The 16,015-nt window shown below is 67.5% G+C and carries 18 protein-coding genes; 13 read left to right on the forward strand and 5 right to left on the reverse strand.

The window, feature by feature from the left end:
• Positions 1–102 precede the first annotated feature (102 nt).
• Positions 103–264 (forward strand): hypothetical protein, encoded by a 162-nt coding sequence (locus ABD683_RS06630; RefSeq protein WP_344768408.1) that lies wholly within the window; start codon positions 103–105, stop codon positions 262–264.
• Here the strand turns inward: ABD683_RS06630 and ABD683_RS06635 are convergent.
• Positions 254–1,225, reverse strand: coding sequence for an alpha/beta hydrolase (locus ABD683_RS06635; RefSeq protein ID WP_344768410.1), 972 nt, complete (start codon positions 1,223–1,225; stop codon positions 254–256). The two genes, ABD683_RS06630 and ABD683_RS06635, sit on opposite strands and share 11 nt — an antisense overlap.
• A 26-nt stretch (positions 1,226–1,251) precedes the next feature.
• Entirely contained in the window at positions 1,252–1,827 is a 576-nt protein-coding gene (locus ABD683_RS06640; RefSeq protein WP_344768412.1) for a TetR/AcrR family transcriptional regulator, read from the reverse strand.
• A 78-nt stretch (positions 1,828–1,905) separates the two neighbouring features.
• Between ABD683_RS06640 and ABD683_RS06645 the strand changes: the two genes are divergently transcribed.
• The 3 genes from ABD683_RS06645 (at position 1,906) to ABD683_RS06655 (ending at position 3,796) form a co-directional block, all read left to right on the forward strand.
• Entirely contained in the window at positions 1,906–2,496 is a 591-nt protein-coding gene (locus ABD683_RS06645) for a biotin transporter BioY (protein ID WP_344768414.1), read from the forward strand.
• Positions 2,497–2,597: 101 nt separating this feature from the next.
• Entirely contained in the window at positions 2,598–3,185 is a 588-nt protein-coding gene (locus tag ABD683_RS06650; RefSeq protein WP_344771572.1) for an energy-coupling factor ABC transporter ATP-binding protein, read from the forward strand.
• Positions 3,182–3,796: an energy-coupling factor transporter transmembrane component T family protein gene (locus ABD683_RS06655; protein WP_344768416.1), complete on the forward strand. Its 615-nt coding sequence runs from the start codon at positions 3,182–3,184 to the stop codon at positions 3,794–3,796. The genes ABD683_RS06650 and ABD683_RS06655 overlap by 4 nt, the downstream gene beginning before the upstream one ends.
• 5 nt (positions 3,797–3,801) lie before the next feature.
• Here ABD683_RS06655 and ABD683_RS06660 read toward each other — a convergent pair whose 3' ends face one another.
• Positions 3,802–4,089, reverse strand: a complete 288-nt coding sequence (locus ABD683_RS06660) for a hypothetical protein (protein ID WP_344768418.1) — start codon at positions 4,087–4,089, stop codon at positions 3,802–3,804.
• A 28-nt stretch (positions 4,090–4,117) separates the two neighbouring features.
• Positions 4,118–4,462 carry an ArsR/SmtB family transcription factor gene (locus tag ABD683_RS06665; RefSeq protein WP_344768420.1) on the reverse strand — a complete coding sequence of 115 codons (345 nt, stop codon included), beginning with the start codon at positions 4,460–4,462 and terminating at the stop codon, positions 4,118–4,120.
• Between the two features lie 128 nt (positions 4,463–4,590).
• Between ABD683_RS06665 and ABD683_RS06670 the strand changes: the two genes are divergently transcribed.
• From ABD683_RS06670 to ABD683_RS06710, 9 genes are all read left to right on the forward strand, one after another.
• Positions 4,591–6,435, forward strand: a complete 1,845-nt coding sequence (locus ABD683_RS06670) for a phosphoenolpyruvate carboxykinase (GTP) (RefSeq protein WP_344768422.1) — start codon at positions 4,591–4,593, stop codon at positions 6,433–6,435.
• Positions 6,436–6,567: 132 nt separating this feature from the next.
• Complete coding sequence (locus tag ABD683_RS06675) at positions 6,568–7,710, forward strand: sensor histidine kinase (RefSeq protein ID WP_344768424.1); 1,143 nt, start codon at positions 6,568–6,570, stop codon at positions 7,708–7,710.
• Positions 7,707–8,450, forward strand: coding sequence for a LytR/AlgR family response regulator transcription factor (locus tag ABD683_RS06680; protein WP_344768426.1), 744 nt, complete (start codon positions 7,707–7,709; stop codon positions 8,448–8,450). The genes ABD683_RS06675 and ABD683_RS06680 overlap by 4 nt, the downstream gene beginning before the upstream one ends.
• Positions 8,447–8,845 carry a hypothetical protein gene (locus ABD683_RS06685; protein WP_344768428.1) on the forward strand — a complete coding sequence of 133 codons (399 nt, stop codon included), beginning with the start codon at positions 8,447–8,449 and terminating at the stop codon, positions 8,843–8,845. Before ABD683_RS06680 ends, ABD683_RS06685 begins: the two co-directional genes overlap by 4 nt.
• A complete protein-coding gene (locus ABD683_RS06690) occupies positions 8,842–10,335 on the forward strand; it encodes a sodium/solute symporter (RefSeq protein ID WP_344768430.1) in 1,494 nt (497 codons plus the stop codon). The genes ABD683_RS06685 and ABD683_RS06690 overlap by 4 nt, the downstream gene beginning before the upstream one ends.
• Before the next feature lie 356 nt (positions 10,336–10,691).
• A complete protein-coding gene (locus ABD683_RS06695; RefSeq protein WP_344768432.1) occupies positions 10,692–11,030 on the forward strand; it encodes a DUF485 domain-containing protein in 339 nt (112 codons plus the stop codon).
• Complete coding sequence (locus ABD683_RS06700) at positions 11,027–12,685, forward strand: solute symporter family protein (RefSeq protein WP_344768434.1); 1,659 nt, start codon at positions 11,027–11,029, stop codon at positions 12,683–12,685. The genes ABD683_RS06695 and ABD683_RS06700 overlap by 4 nt, the downstream gene beginning before the upstream one ends.
• 119 nt (positions 12,686–12,804) lie before the next feature.
• On the forward strand, positions 12,805–14,766 hold the full coding sequence (gene acs / locus ABD683_RS06705) for an acetate--CoA ligase (RefSeq protein ID WP_344768437.1): 1,962 nt from the start codon (positions 12,805–12,807) through the stop codon (positions 14,764–14,766).
• Between the two features lie 36 nt (positions 14,767–14,802).
• Positions 14,803–15,195 (forward strand): phage holin family protein, encoded by a 393-nt coding sequence (locus tag ABD683_RS06710; RefSeq protein WP_344768438.1) that lies wholly within the window; start codon positions 14,803–14,805, stop codon positions 15,193–15,195.
• Here the strand turns inward: ABD683_RS06710 and ABD683_RS06715 are convergent.
• A complete protein-coding gene (locus ABD683_RS06715) occupies positions 15,192–16,010 on the reverse strand; it encodes a hypothetical protein (RefSeq protein ID WP_344768439.1) in 819 nt (272 codons plus the stop codon). The two genes, ABD683_RS06710 and ABD683_RS06715, sit on opposite strands and share 4 nt — an antisense overlap.
• Positions 16,011–16,015 lie beyond the last annotated feature (5 nt).

Genomic DNA, 16,015 nt, shown 5'->3' on the forward strand with positions numbered 1-16,015 from the left:
GTTGGCTGCAACGATATCGGCTAACGATCGACGCACCGCCGCTGTTACCCGAATCTGTCCGTGGCCGTTCTTACAGTGGAATCAATCGGGAAGGAGCCGACCATGAACCTCATCGACAGCGATCTCGGATGTCACCTGCTGTGCGACGTGTGCGAGGGCGAGATCATGATCCTCGACGACCTCACCGACACCGGCTGCTGCGCCGCCTGCGGACTCGCGTACGTGTTCGACAACGCCGACCAGATCGCCTCCGTCAGCGCCTAGTCTGCTTCCCCACGAAGTCGATCAGGCTCTTGAGCGCTTCCTGCGCCTCGTCGAGGCCCAGCAGGAACTGGTACTCGTGGATCAGCAACGGCTTGTGGCCCTTGGCGAAAAACACCTCGTCGACGTCCACGCGCTTGTCGCGCAGCACCCGCGCGAACGCCTTGACCTGAGGTGACAACAGGTCCGCATTGCCCGACGTCACCCAGGTCGGCGGGAAGTTGCTCGTCACGTGCGGAGTGACGGATGCAAGCCGGAGGAGCGCATCGTCGGTGGTGGACCCGATGTAGTCGATGACATTCGTACGGGCCGAGCCCGTGAACCGGTCAGCCGACGACAGGTCGACGACCCCGCTCGCGAGCACGACACCCACGACCTGCTCCGGCTTCACGACTGGAACGACTCCGAGCTGGCTCGCGAAGGTGGGGTTCGTCGTGAGTGATGCGACCTGCGCCACGATCTGGGCGCCGCCGGAGTCGCCGGCCAGGACGAACCGGCTGCTGTCCACGTGCAGCTCGGAGGCGTGGACGTTGAGGAAGCCGAGCGCGGCGTTGACCTCACGTACCTGGGTCGGATAGCGCGCACCCGGTGAGAGCGAATAGTTGACGCCGACCACTGTGAACCCGCGGTCGGCAAGGATCTGCAGGTACGGCGCGACGAGACTCTTGTCGCCGCCGCTCCAGCCACCGCCATGTGCCCAGACGATCGTCGGCAGGACCTTGCCCGCGGCGAGCGACTTCGGGAACCAGACGTCGAGCTTCTGGCGTGGACCGGCACCGTACGGGATGTCGGTCGTTCCCGTGACCGTCTTGGGCGCATAGCTCTCCAGCGGCTTCCCGGGATCGGGCAGGTCCGACGTGATCTCGTGGCGCACCACCGCAAGGATGATCGTGACGGCGATGGACGCCAGCGCCAGACCCGCGGCAATGATCAAGCCGGTCAGCCACGGGCGGTCGCGAAGCATGCGTCAAACGTAGGAGGCCGGCACAATCACCGGGACGTGGTGGCGGGATCGCGCAGCCGGATGCCGTCGAGGATCAGCGACAGCCCGAGCTCGAACGACTCGGCGCTGCCGGCCTCGACCGGGGCGTCGATCGCACCGACGCTGTTGGCCTGCAGGTGGGTCTGCTCGTCCGAGACGTGGCCGAACACGAAGTAGAGGATCGTCGTGGCGGCCGATCCAGCGAGCTCCTTGTCGAAGCCACCGTCGGCGATCGCGGCGGTCAGCCTCTTGACCGGTGACGTCGCACCCAACCCGAACGCGTGCACCGTGGCGATCAGCTCTGCGCCGTCGCGGTAGGCGAGCATCGCGTCGCGTAGCTCCCGGCTCAGCGCGATCACCCGGGTGTCCCACGGGTCTGTCGGCGCATCCGGACGGGCACCGCGTACGAGCAGCTCATCGGCGACGGCAGCCAGCAGCGCCTGCTTGCTGGCGAAGTGGTGATAGAGCGCACTGGGCTGGATGCCGAGCTCTCCCGCGAGGCGTCGCATCGAGAGGTCGGGCAGGCCGTAGAGGTCGAGAACTCCGATGGCGCGCTCGACGATGTCGGTCCGGTGATAGGTCACGCAGACAGCCTAGTACGCTGACCTGAACACCGTTCACCTGATCACCGTTCAGGTGCCTCCAGACAAGGCAACAGACACATGACCCAGACCGCCCCCACAACCGCCAAACGCTCTTTGAGCACGACCGACCTCGCGCTCGTCGCGACGTTCGCGGCCCTCATCGCTGTGTGCGCGCTCATCGGCTCCCTCGGTACCAACGCATCAGGCGTCGACTTCACTCTGCAGATGTTCGGCATCTTCCTCGCGGGCGCCGTGCTCGGAGCGAAGCGTGGCGCCCTCGCGGTGCTCCTCTACCTTGCCGTCGGCACGGCCGGAGTCCCGATCTTCGCCGACCACCAGGGCGGCCCGTCGGTATGGACCGGCGCCTCGGCTGGCTATCTCATCGCGTTCCCGATCGCCGCCTTCTTGGTGGGGCTTGCCGCCAGCGTCGTCGCACGTCGCAACCCGGCTGCTGCGGCGGTCGTGATCTCGATCGTGGCCGCCATCGTGACCGTGGGCGTTGTCGGCGTCATCGGCACGATCGGCATGTCGATCAAGCTCAAGGTCGACTTCAACGTGGCCTGGGGCTATGCGACTCCATTCTTCGTCTTCGACATCATCAAGGGCATCGCGGCTGGCGTCGTGGCCGCCGCGGTGCACCGAGCTTTCCCGCAGCTGGTCAAGCGCTGAGCATCCAGCTCGACGAGGTCGCCGTCTCCGTTTCCACGCCGGACGGCGACCTCGCACTGCTTCACCCGACCACCGTCGCGCTCACCGAGCACCGCATCGCACTGGTCGGCAGCAACGGCTCCGGGAAGTCGACGTTCGCGCGGCTGCTCAACGGACTCATCGAGCCAACCGCAGGGCGCGTCACGGTCAACGGCCTCGACACCCACAAGGACGGCGCGGCCGTACGTCGTCAGGTCGGCTTCGTCTTCACCAACCCCGAAGCGCAACTCGTCATGCCGACAAGCCTCGAGGACGTCGCGCTGTCCCTACGCCGCACGATCAAGGACAAGAAGGACCGGCTCGCCCGAGCCCGCGAGGTGCTCGACGGCATCGGGCTAGGTGACAAGGCCGACACCACGGTCCACGCCTTGTCCGGTGGTCAGAAACAGCTTCTGGCGCTCGCCGGCGTCATCGCGACCGAGCCGAAGGTGCTGGTCGCCGACGAGCCGACAACTCTCCTGGACCTGCGCAACACCCAGCTCGTCGCGGACACACTCTTCTCTCTCGAGCAGCAGCTCATCCTCGTCACCCACGACCTCGACCTGGCCCTGCGATGCGACCGCGCCCTCGTTATCGACAATGCCCGCGTAGCGTTCGATGGCGACCCCGCGGAGGCTGTCACGTTCTACCGCGGCCTGGTCGGGGCATGAGCCAGTTCATCGTCGGCAACTACCGGCCGGGGCACACGCTTGTCCACCGCATTCCAGCCGGACCGAAACTGGGGCTGTTGGCCGTCTTCAGCATCGCCACCGTGGCCGCCCCAGGACCGTGGGCCGCAGTCGGCCTCTTCCTCGCGTCGTTGGCAATCGCCGCGTGGGTGCGCATGCCGCTGCGGCACACGCTCCGCGTGCTGCGGCCCTTGCTCCTGGTGATCGTGCTCGTCACTGCGTTTCAGGTATGGCAGCAGGGCTGGTCGCTCGCGATCCATGTTGTCGCAGGGCTGCTCGCCTCCGTGGTCATGGCACTCGTCTTCACCGCAACAACCTCGATCGACGCCGTCCTCGACGCGATCGTGCGCGGGCTGGGCCCGTTCCGACGCTTCGGCGCCAACCCGGAGCGGTTCGCTCTTGCGTTCTCACTCGTGATCCGCGCGATCCCCGGCATCCTCGACATCGCGGTCGAGACCCGAGCCGCCGCCAAGGCGCGGGGACTCGAGCGCAGCCCCCGAGCACTCCTCGTGCCCATGGCGCTGCGTACCGTGGCGCGCGCGTACGAGACCGGAGATGCTCTGCATGCCCGCGGAATCGGCGACGACGACTGAACCTGTCAGGCGACGAAGGTCCAGATCGCCGAGCAGGTGGCCGGGATCAGGCCGATGCCCAGCAGGAACGACACGGGCGATCGCTTGTGCATCAGCAGGATCGCGACCATGGCGACGATCCCGATCACCCCGGTCATCGCGCACAGCACGACCGCGCTGGCATGGTCGTCGTCTGCGATCAGGTGGGTGACGACGATGAGCGCTCCCGTCGGGAACGCCGCCACCGCAGAGATCAGCGCGGTGATGACCCACCGCTGGGTTCGCTCGAGCGACGTAGGACGGGGATCGGTCACGATCCCGCGACCTGGTGCGGCAGCGTCGTCACACGGCTCCAGCCGATCCGCGCAGCTCGGCCAGCAAGTCCTCCTGCTCAGACCACATCGACGCGAGGATCCGGCGTCCATACAACAGCAGCTGCGCCACATCCGGGGTCGCCAGCGTGTAGACGACGGCCGATCCTTCGCGGGACGAGCTGACGATGCCTGCACGGCGGAGCACCGCGAGCTGCTGGGAGAGGCTGGAGGACTCCACCTCGATGTCGCCGAGGAGCTCCCTGACGGCTCGTGGACCGTCCTGCAACAGCTCGAGCACGCGGATCCTGACAGGATGGCCCAACGTCCGGAACAGCTCCGCCTTGGCTTGGTAGAGCGGGACGTTCGGCGTCATGCGTCCTCCTCTGCGCTGGGCTGAACTGTAGAATACATCACATGAAGAAGTCTTCATATCGTGTTACGGTCGAGGGCGCGCTCCGATGACAGAGTGCGCTCGGATCCGGCGAAAGGCACAATCGAGCGATGGTTGACGTTGACGCAGCACTCGACGCGGCAGGACTCAAGAACCCCCACGTGAGCGAGTACGTGCGCTACTGGGCGGATCTGACAGGAGCAGAGCGGGTCGAGGTGGTCAGTGCCGCCGACGACGCACGACTCATCGCCGAGGCGCTCGAGGCAGGAGAGCTCGAGCCGGCAGGTGAAGGTCTCTACTACTCGCGCAGCTATGTCAAGGACACGGCCCGCTCGGAGGAGCGGACGATCGTTGCCACCAACGACCCCAAGGACAAGGGCGTCTACAACAACTGGCGTCCCGCGTCCGAGATGCGCCCGATGCTCGAGGACCGCATGCGCGGCGCCTCGGCCGGCAAGACGATGTACGTCATCCCCTACCTGATGGCGCCTCCCGGCAACGCCCTCGCACCGTGGGCCGCCGGCGTACAGCTCACCGACACCCGCACCGTGGTGCTGCACATGATCCGCATGTCGCGAGTCGGTGCCGAGTTCCTCGAGAACCTCGACGACCCGGACCAGTTCGTCCGCGCCGTGCACGTGACCGGCGACCTGGAGAACCTCGGACAGGGCACCCCCGATGACCAGCGCTACTTCGTGACGGTCGCCGACGAGCGTACGATCCTGCACTTCGGCTCGTCCTACGGCGGCAACGCACTGCTCGGCAAGATCGCACACGGACTGCGCCAGGGTGCGTACGACGGCTGGGCGTCGCGCAAGTTCCTCGCCGAGCAATACATGCTGATCGGCATCCACGACAAGCAGACCGGCAAGGACTACCACATCTGTGGCGGCTTCCCGAGCGCCTCGGGCAAGACCAACCTCGCCATGATGCTCGCACCGGACGTGCTGGGCGATCGCTATCACGTCTCGTTCTACGGCGACGACATCGCCTGGCTCTGGGTCGACGAGGCCAGCGGCAAGCTCTACGGGATGAACCCGGAGTACGGAGTCTTCGGCGTCGCCAAGGACACCAACGAGGGCACCAACCCCACCGCGCTGGCTTCGATCGCCGAGGGCACCCAGGCGATCTTCACCAACATCGCCTACAACCCCACGACCAAGGAGGTCTGGTGGGAGGGCCGTACGCCCGAGCCGCCCGCCGACCCCCACGGCTGGCTGGACTGGACCGGCGCGCCGATCGCCGATCGCGAGCCCGGCGACGACAGCCCATGGGCGCACCCCAACAGCCGATTCACCACGACGCTCGACAACGTCCCCAACATCGCGGCCGACTACAACTCGCCAGCGGGCGTACCGATCGACGCGATCATCTTCGGCGGCCGGACCCGCGACCGCGAGCCGCTGATCCGTGCCATCACCGACCTCGCCGAAGGCGTCTATGACGGTCTGACGCTCGGTGCGGAGGCCACCTCGGCGGCCGAGGGCAAGGAAGGCGTCCTGCGCTACGACCCGATGTCCAACCGCCCGTTCATGGCGTACGGCGAGGGCGACTACGCAGCGCACTACCTCAAGATCGTGGGCGACGCCAAGGAGCAGCCGATCTTTGCGCACGTCAACTGGTTCCAGCGCGGCGAGGACGGTCACTTCCTGTGGCCCGGCTACCGCGACAACCTGCGTCCTCTTCTGTGGCTGCTGCAGCTCAAGAACGGCGAGGTCACCGGACGGCAGACCCCGGTCGGCATCATCCCGACCGCCGACGAGCTCAACCTCGACGGCGTCGACATCACGCCGGAGGACCTCGAGACGATCCTCTCGATCGACGTGCCGCGCTGGCAGCAGGAGATGGGCCACCGCGAGGAGCACCTCAAGCAGTTCGCCAACCTCCCCGAGGAGATCTGGGAGGCGCACCGCCGCGTCGCAGCGGCACTCGATGAGGAGCAACCACCCAGCTGAGAGCAGCCAACGTCCGATCCCATGAGGCCTCGCGTTGCTGTCACTCACCAAGCGCTGTGACGCGAGGTACGTGACAACGTCCCGGGGCCTCATGCGAGACCGCACTCTGTCGGAGCGCGGTAGCGTCCACGGATGGACAACTTCGCCACGGCGGCTGCCGCGACGGTCGCGCTGATCGCCGCCGCAGCCTTCGTACGATGGCGACTCCTCACGCGCCGGCGCAGTCTCGGCACCGCAGCGGACCGTGCGACGTACGCGACACTGCACACCGCGTCGCTCGCCGCACCGTCGCTGCGTCGCGGCCTCGACGCCGAGAGCGCCAACCAGGCGCTCCCCCACGTACGGGCGCTGCTCGGCAGCCCGACAGCGGCGATCACCGACATCCACGGGCCCCTTGCCTGGGACGGCCCCGGCGACGCCGTCGACGTTGCCGAGCTGATGACCCAGGCACTCAAGACCGGCACCACCCAGGCCTCGGACCGGGCGATCGTCGCGCCGTTGTCGGTCGAGGACCGCGTCGTGGGCAGCATCGTCGTGATGAGCGAGGAGGCGTCTGCCGGGCTGGCGAGGGCCACCACCGAGGTCGCCCGGTGGATGTCGAGCCAGCTCGAGCTCGCCGAGCTGTCGGAGTCACGGACAGCGCTCATGGAAGCCGAGCTCCGCGCTCTGCGCGCGCAGATCTCGCCGCACTTCATCTACAACTCCCTCGGTGCCATCGCCTCGTTCGTGCGCACCGATCCCGAGCGCGCCCGCGACCTGCTGCTCGAGTTCGCCGACTTCACCCGCTACTCCTTCCGCGAGCATGGCGAGTTCACGACCCTCGCCGAGGAGCTCCGTTCGATCGAGCGCTACCTCGTGCTGGAGAAGGCGCGCTTCGGTGACCGGCTCCGGGTCGTCACCCGCGTGGCGCCGGAGGTGCTCAGCGTGACCCTGCCGTTCCTGTCGGTCCAGCCGTTGGTGGAGAACGCGATCCGGCACGGCCTCGAGGGCAAGGACGGCAACGGCACCATCACGGTGGTGGCCCTCGACTCGGGGACCGAGTGCCACATCACGATCGAGGACGACGGTGTCGGGGTCGACCCCGACACGGTGCGCGATGCCCTGGCCGGGCGCACGACCAGCGCGTCGGTCGGCCTCGCCAACGTCGACGAACGGCTGCGTACCGTCTACGGCAACGAGTACGGCATCGTCGTTGAGACCGCGCCGGGACACGGCACCAAGGTCATCCTCCGCATCCCCAAGTTCGCACCCGGAGCCGAGGTGGTGGCGGGATGAGCCAAGATCTGCCCATGGGACTGCGCGCACTGGTCGTCGACGACGAGAAGCCCGTCCTCGACGAGCTCGTGTGGCTGCTCGGGCGCGACGAGCGGATCGCGTCGGTACGTGCCGCGCAGTCCGGCACCGAGGCGCTACGGGTGCTCGAGGGTGGCGACGTCGACCTGGTGTTCCTCGACGTCGCGATGCCCGGGCTCAACGGCCTCGAGATCGCCAAGCTGCTGGCCCGCTTCACCCACTCCCCACGCATCGTCTTCGTGACGGCGCACGACGCCCATGCGGTCGACGCGTTCGAGCTGAACGCGGTCGACTACCTCCTCAAGCCGATCCGCGAGGAGCGCCTGCGTGAAAGCGTGCGCCGGGCGACCGCCGACGGCACCACCAGCCAGCCCGGCAACGACACGATCGCGGTCGAGCTCGGCGGCGTGACGCGATTCGTGTCGCGCTCGACCGTCACGTACGCCGAGGCGCAGGGTGACTACGTACGGCTGCACACCCTCGACGGCACCAGCCACCTGATCCGCACACCGCTCGGCGCGCTCGCCGACGAGTGGGACGGCGCCGGCTTCGTACGCATCCACCGCAGCACCGTCATCAACCTCGCGCACGTGCGCGAGGTGCGGATGGTGTCGGGACGATGCAGCATCGTGGTGCCGTTCGGCGCGAGCCCCGTCGAGCTGCAGGTGGCTCGACGCCACGTACGCGCCGTGCGCGAACGCATCCAGGACCGGGCGACGTGACCGAGCCACGTACCTACTCCGGGCGGGTGCGGGTCACCAACCCGCTCACGTCCGCCCCGGCGCACGTACGGCGCAGCGTGCGCCAGGAGATCGACGAGTCGACCGGAGTCGGCGAGGTCTACATGAGATCGCTCATCCGCTCGCAGCTGATGGCGGCGCTGACCGTGATGACGACCCTGCTGCTGTCGATCGGCGCCCTGCCCATCGTGTTCCTCACGTTCGACTCGATCACCGACTTCACGGTGGCCGGGGTGCCGTTGCCGTGGATCGTGCTCGGCGTCGTGGTCTATCCCGCGCTCTTCTTCTTGGGCTGGCTCTACCTCCGCCAGGTCGAACGCGCCGAGCAGGACTTCACCGAGCTCGTCGAGCCGCACCGGCGGGACGCCTCGGCGTGAACTCCACGTACGGGGTCGTCGCGATCACACTGGTCGCCCTCGCCACGCTGATCATCGGCGCCTTCGGCCTGCGGGTCAGCCGTACGACCAGCGACTTCTACGTCGCGTCGCGGTCGGTCAGCCCCGTGCTCAACAGCTCTGCGATCGGCGGCGAATACCTCTCGGCGGCGTCGTTCCTCGGCGTCGCCGGTCTCGTGCTGGCCCACGGCGCCGACATGCTCTGGTACCCGATCGGATGGACCACGGGCTACCTCATGCTGCTCGTGTTCGTCGCGGCTCCGCTGCGTCGCTCGGGCGCCTACACGATCCCGGACTTCGCCCAGGTGCGCCTCCAGTCGGTCGGCGTACGGCGGATCGCCACCCTGCTCGTCGTCGGCGTGGGCTGGCTCTACCTGATGCCGCAGTTCCAGGGAGCCGGGCTGACGATGCGTACCGTCACCGGCGCCCCCGGCTGGGTCGGCACGGTCCTGGTCGCCGCGATCGTCGTCATCAATGTCGTCTCGGGAGGCATGCGGAGCATCACGTTCGTTCAGGCGTTCCAGTACTGGCTCAAGCTCACGGCCCTGCTCGTCCCGGTGTTCTTCCTCCTGCACGCCTGGACCAGTGACGGCCGGCCGTCCCCGGTGGCACCCGACGCCTGGTTCTCCCCGTTCGGCGTCTCGGATGCGACGGGCCTGTACGCGACCTACTCCGTGCTGATCGCAACATTCCTCGGCACGATGGGCCTGCCCCACGTGGTCGTGCGGTTCTACACCAACCCCGACGGCCATGCCGCCCGTCGGACCACGCTGATCGTGCTCGCGCTCCTCGGCGGGTTCTACCTCCTGCCCACGATCTACGGCGTGCTCGGCCGCATCTACGCCAGTGACCTCGTCGCTGCTGACCGCGCCGACGCCGTCGTGCTGGAGCTGCCGTCGCGGATGATCGGCGGAACCGCCGGTGAGCTGCTCGGCGCCCTGCTCACGGCCGGCGCGTTCGGTGCCTTCCTGTCCACCTCGTCGGGCCTGACGATGTCGATCGCCGGCGTCGTGGGCCAGGGACTCGCGCGTACCGGCCGGATATCGACGATCGCCGGGCTGCGTCTCGCGGCCGTCGGCTGCGTCGTCGTGCCGCTGGTCCTGGCGCTCTCAGCAGACCGGCTGCCGGTGGCCAACTCGGTGACGTTCGCATTCGCGCTCGCAGCGTCGACCTTCTGCCCGCTGCTGGTGCTCGGCATCTGGTGGCGCGGGCTCACCGCGGCCGGCGCCATCGCCGGGCTCATCGGCGGCGGCCTGTGCGCCGGCGTCGCGCCGGTGCTCACGATCGCGCGGCAGCCGGAGGGCTGGTTCGGCCTGCTGATGAGCCAGCCGGCGGCGTGGTCCGTACCCGTCGGCTTCGCCCTGATGATCGGTGTCTCGCTGCTGACGCGCGCCGACATACCGACCAACGTGGCGCGCACCATGGTTCGGCTCCACACCCCCGAGCGCATCGACGTCGACCGCCGATTCTGATGAGACTGAGCGAGCTCTGCGAGCGAGCGTCGAATCACGCCAGCGAAGCGTGAGCGTGGCACGCCGAAGGCGTCAGACAGCGAGGCGACTTGAGGGAACCACCCAGCGCTGGGACCGCTAGTCACCACGCCTCGGCCTTCGGCCTCACGGTCGCTGCGCTCCCTGGCGAACGAGCAGTGACCGTTTGTCGCTGCAATTGCACCGTTCGGCGCAACCGGGTGACCGCAGGACGCAGGTCTGACTGACCCGGTCGCACAGGGGTACTCGTGATCTGGCTCACACCTCTTGGGCTCCCTACGTTCATGGGTGGTGGCGCGCTCCGTGTCACTGAGCCTTCACGAAAGAGGTGACCCACGGTGGCCGAAAAAGTGTCAGCCGAGGCCCATGCGGCCTATCAACGGATACACGCCACACCCGAGTTTGCCGAGCTCAAACGTTCCTACTTCGGCTTCGTCGTCCCAGTCACCATCGCCTTCATGGTGTGGTACCTGGCGTACGTGCTGCTCTCCAACTACGCGCACGGCTTCATGGCGCACAAGCTCTTCGGCAACATCAACGTCGCCCTGGTCTTCGGACTGCTGCAGTTCCTGACGACGTTCATCATCGCGGTCTGGTACGCCCGGTTCGCCGCGGCGCGCATGGATCCCACGGCCGACAGGCTCCGTGACGAGTTCGAGGCGGAGATCGAGCGATGAGCACACTTCACACAGCACTGGTCGCTGCCACGAGTGACGACGACCACCAGGCCCTCGTCGGATCGCTGTTCGCCGTCGTCGTCCTGATCACGGTCGCCATCACGTTCTGGGCCAGCCGCACCAAGAAGGGCACGGCCGAGTACTACGCCGGTGGCCGCAGCTTCAGCGGCGCGCAGAACGGCTTCGCGGTCGCGGGTGACTACATGTCGGCGGCATCGTTCCTCGGCATCTCCGGCGCCATCGCGCTGTCCGGCTACGACGGATTCCTCTACTCGATCGGCTTCCTCGTCGCCTGGCTCGTCGCCCTGCTGCTGGTTGCCGAGCTGCTGAGGAACTCGGGCCGTTTCACGATGGCGGACCAGCTGGCGTACCGGATGCAGCAACGCCCCGTACGTACGGCGGCCGCCACGTCGACCGTCGTCGTGTCGATCTTCTACCTTCTGGCGCAGATGGTGGGTGCGGGCGCGCTGGTCTCGCTGCTCCTCGGAGTCAGCACCGACACCGCCAAGAACCTCACGATCGCCGGTGTCGGTGCGCTGATGATCTTCTACGTGGTCGTCGGCGGCATGCGCGGCACCACGTGGGTCCAGATCGTCAAGGCGGTCCTGCTGATGGGTGGCACGATCCTCGTCACGGTCCTCGTGCTCGCGAAGTTCAACTTCAACGTCTCCGACCTGCTCGGCAGCGCCGCCGACAACAGCGGCAAGGGCTCGGCGTTCCTCGAGCCGGGCCTGAAGTACGGCGTCACGACCACCAGCAAGATCGACTTCATCTCGCTGGGTCTGGCGCTGGTGCTCGGCACGGCCGGACTGCCGCACATCCTGATCCGCTTCTACACGGTCCCCACGGCCCGCCAGGCGCGCAAGTCCGTGCTCTGGGCGATCGGCCTCATCGGCGCGTTCTACCTGATGACGCTCGTCCTCGGCTTCGGCGCTGCCGCGCTGGTCAAGGGCGACGAGAAGGAGCAGATAGCGAGCTCCGGCGGCAACCTGGCATCACCGTTGCTCGCCGAGGCGGTCGGAGGTGGTTCCGGCTCAACCGGGGGCGCGGTGCTGCTGGCGTTGATCTCCGCGGTGGCATTCGCGACGATCCTCGCCGTGGTCGCCGGCCTCACCCTGACGTCGGCATCGTCGGTGGCACACGACCTCTACGCCAACGTCTGGAAGAAGGGCGGGGTCAGCGAGAAGGAAGAGGTCAAGGTCGCCCGCATCGCGGCGTTCGCGATCGGAGCCGTGGCGATCGCCCTGGCCATCCCGGGGCAGAAGCTCAACGTCGCCTTCCTGGTGGCACTGGCCTTCGCCGTCGCGGCATCGGCCAACCTGCCGGCGCTGCTCTACAACCTGTTCTGGAAGCGGTTCAACACCCGCGGGGCGGTGTGGAGCATCTATGGCGGCCTGATCTCGAGCGTCGCACTGGTGATCTTCTCGCCAGTCGTCTCGGGCAAGGGCGTCGACCCGACGGGCAAGAACCTCTCGCTGCTGCCGACCAGTGTCGACATCAGCTGGTTCCCGCTGGAGAACCCGGGCATCGTCTCGATCCCGCTCGGGTTCCTGTTCGGCTACCTCGGCACGATCACCGCCAAGGACCGTACGTCGGAGGAGCGGTATGTCGAGCTCGACGTACGCGCCATGACCGGCGCCGGCGCGGAAAAGTAATCCGGGGGGTGCGGCCCAGGGATCATGCGTCCCTGGGCCGCAACCTCGATGCAACCCCGTCGCAGCCATCTTGTGGTCTGCGACACAATGCAGTTAAGACGTCGAAAGAGGAGCATGCGGTGAGCGAGCAAGGCCTGTCGAACCTGTCACACGAAGATCGTCATTTCGATCCCCCAGCGGATCTGGCGGCTGACGCCAACCTCAAGGCGGAGGCGTATGACCGCGCGGCTTCCGACCGGTTGGGGTTCTGGGCTGAGCAGGCCGAGCGCATCAGTTGGGACAAGTCGTTCGACGAGGTGCTGGATTGGTCCAACCCGCCGTTCGCGAAATGGTTCGTCGGTGGCACGCTCAACGCCTCCTACAACTGCGTCGACCGGCACGTCGAGGCCGGCAACGGCGACAAGGTCGCACTCCATTGGGTCGGTGAGCCCGAGGGCGACCAGCGCGACATCACGTACGCGGAGCTCAAGGACGAGGTGTGCCGGGCGGCGAACGCGCTGACCGAGCTGGGCCTTCAGAAGGGTGACCGGGTCGCGATCTATCTGCCGATGATCCCCGAGGCCGTGGTGGCGATGCTGGCCTGCGCCCGCCTCGGCGCACCCCACACCGTCGTGTTCGGTGGGTTCTCCGCCGATGCCCTGTCGTCGCGCATCATCGACTGTGACGCCAAGATCGTGATCACCGCTGACGGCGGCTACCGCCGCGGCGCTCCGGCAGCCCTCAAGCCGGCCGTCGACGAGGCGCTGACCAAGTGCCCCGGCGTGACCAACGTGCTGGTGGTCAAGCGCACCGAGCAGGACACCTCGTGGACCGAGGGCCGCGACGTGTGGTGGCACGAGGCTGTCGGCGACGCCTCGACCGACCACACGCCCGAGATGTTCGATTCGGAGCATCCTCTCTACGTGATGTACACGTCCGGCACGACCGGCAAGCCCAAGGGCATCCTGCACACGACCGGCGGCTACATGGTCGGCTGCGCCTACACCTACTGGGCGGTCTTCGACACCAAGCCCGAGACCGACATCTACTGGTGCACCGCCGACGTCGGCTGGGTCACGGGCCACTCCTACATCGTCTACGGGCCGCTCGCCAACGGTGTCACCCAGGTGATGTACGAAGGCACTCCCGACACCCCGCACAAGGGTCGCTGGTGGGAGATCATCGCCGACCTCAAGGTCACCCAGTTCTACACCGCACCGACCGCGATCCGCACCTTCATGAAGTGGGGCGAGCAGATCCCGGCCGACTACGACCTCAGCTCGCTGCGGCTGCTCGGCTCGGTCGGTGAGTCGATCAACCCCGAGGCCTACATGTGGTACCGCGAGCACATCGGCGGCAACAACGCGCCGATCGTCGACACCTGGTGGCAGACCGAGACCGGCGCCATCATGATCAGCCCACTCCCCGGTGTCACCTCCGGCAAGCCCGGGTCGGCCATGACCCCGCTGCCCGGCATCAGCGCCGACGTCGTCGACGACGCCGGCAAGCCCGTCGGCAACGGCGAGGGCGGCTACCTCGTCGTCACCGAGCCCTGGCCGTCGATGCTCCGCACCATCTGGGGCGACGACGAACGGTTCAAGGAGACCTACTGGTCCCGCTTTGAGAACATGTACTTCGCCGGCGACGGCGCCAAGAAGGACGACGACGGCGACATCTGGCTGATGGGCCGCGTCGACGACGTCATGAACGTGTCTGGCCATCGCCTCTCGACCACCGAGATCGAGTCCGCCCTCGTGTCACACCCCAAGGTCGCCGAAGCCGCCGTGGTCGGTGCCACCGACGACATGACCGGCCAGGCGCCCGTCGCGTTCGTGATCCTTCGCGAGTCCGCCGGCGACGGCGGCGACGACGTCGTCACCGAGCTCCGCAACCATGTCGCCAAGGAGATCGGCGCGATCGCCAAGCCCAAGAAGATCCTGGTCGTCGCCGAGCTGCCCAAGACCCGCTCCGGCAAGATCATGCGCCGACTCCTGCGCGACGTCGCCGAGAACCGTACCGTCGGCGACGCCACGACCCTCGCCGACTCCTCCGTCATGGACCTCATCTCGTCGGGCATGAAGGACGCCAAGGACGAGGACTGACGCGCGTTGCCGCGGGCACACTTGTAGGGTCTCGGTATGGCCAGTGTGAATGACGACCCCACGATCGGTCGGCTCGTCGCCGATGCGAGTCGCGACATCTCGTCGCTCGTCCAATCGGAGATCTCGCTGGCCAAGTCCGAGCTCAAGAGCAGCGCGATCTCCGGTGGACTCGCCGCGGCGCTGTTCGCCGCCGCCGGATTCATCGTGCTGCTGGTCCTCATCCTGCTGTCGATCACGGCGGCCTACTTCCTGACGATGACCGGCATGCACCCCGCCTGGGCGTTCCTGATCGTCACCGGCGCCTACGTCCTGCTGGCCGTCGGCATGGTGGCGTTCGGCGTCTTCTCGATCAAGCGGATCAAGGCGCCGACCAGGACGATCGAGTCGGCCAAGGCGATCCCCGCCGCACTCCGCGGCCGTCGGAGCTAGCTGCTCGTACGTTTGCCGGTCGAGACACGCAGCAGCACACCGACCACGATCGCGGCGGCGCCAGCGATGGCCGCCCACAGCAACCACTGGGCCAGCGAGTCGGCCGCCCGGTCGGCAAGCAGCTTCTGCAACGTCCGGGCAAAACCCGAGGGAGCCGGCGTCCTGTCCAGGATGTTGGGTATGCCGTAGCTCGTCAACGCCTTGAGCACGCCAGCGACGACAACCGCCCCGACACCGAGCCACACCAGCGCGGTCGAGCGCCGCTTGGCGAACAGCAGCGAGAGCGCAGCCGCGGCGGCGACCACGATCCAGCCGACCCGGCTGCGGTCCTTGGTCGCCTCGATCTGGTCGATCGCCTCGCGCTGCTCGGTGTTGTTGACCTGCAGGACGATCTTGCCGGGCTTGGGGAGCGCGACGGGCAGGTTGCCGGCGGCGTGGTCGACAGCGAACGTCGCGAGCGGACCGAGGTCGACCGCCAGCCGGTCCTGGTTGGCGCCAGGCCCGAACATCAGCCGGTGCGAGCTGCGCTGCGACTCCTCCCACGCCCGGGTGAACCCTGGCGCGTTGGCGGTGTTGGCGGCAGCCGTCTCCAGGACCGTCGTCAGAGTCGGCTGCAGGGCGCTGGGAAGGGACTGCTCGCGTACGAAGTAGTCACCGAGGTAGGCCGAGAACGCCTTCTGCAGCTCGGGGTCCGAACCCATCGGCGAGGTGAACGACACGTAGCCGTCCTCGTCGGCGATGTTGGACGCCACCCAGGCCAGCGGGATCGTCACGGCAGCCGCCAGCATCGCGATCGCGACGCACACCGTGGCCATGAGAC

It is taken from the genome of Aeromicrobium panaciterrae, from assembly GCF_039537165.1.
In the GTDB taxonomy this organism is placed as follows: Bacteria; Actinomycetota; Actinomycetes; order Propionibacteriales; family Nocardioidaceae; genus Aeromicrobium; species Aeromicrobium panaciterrae.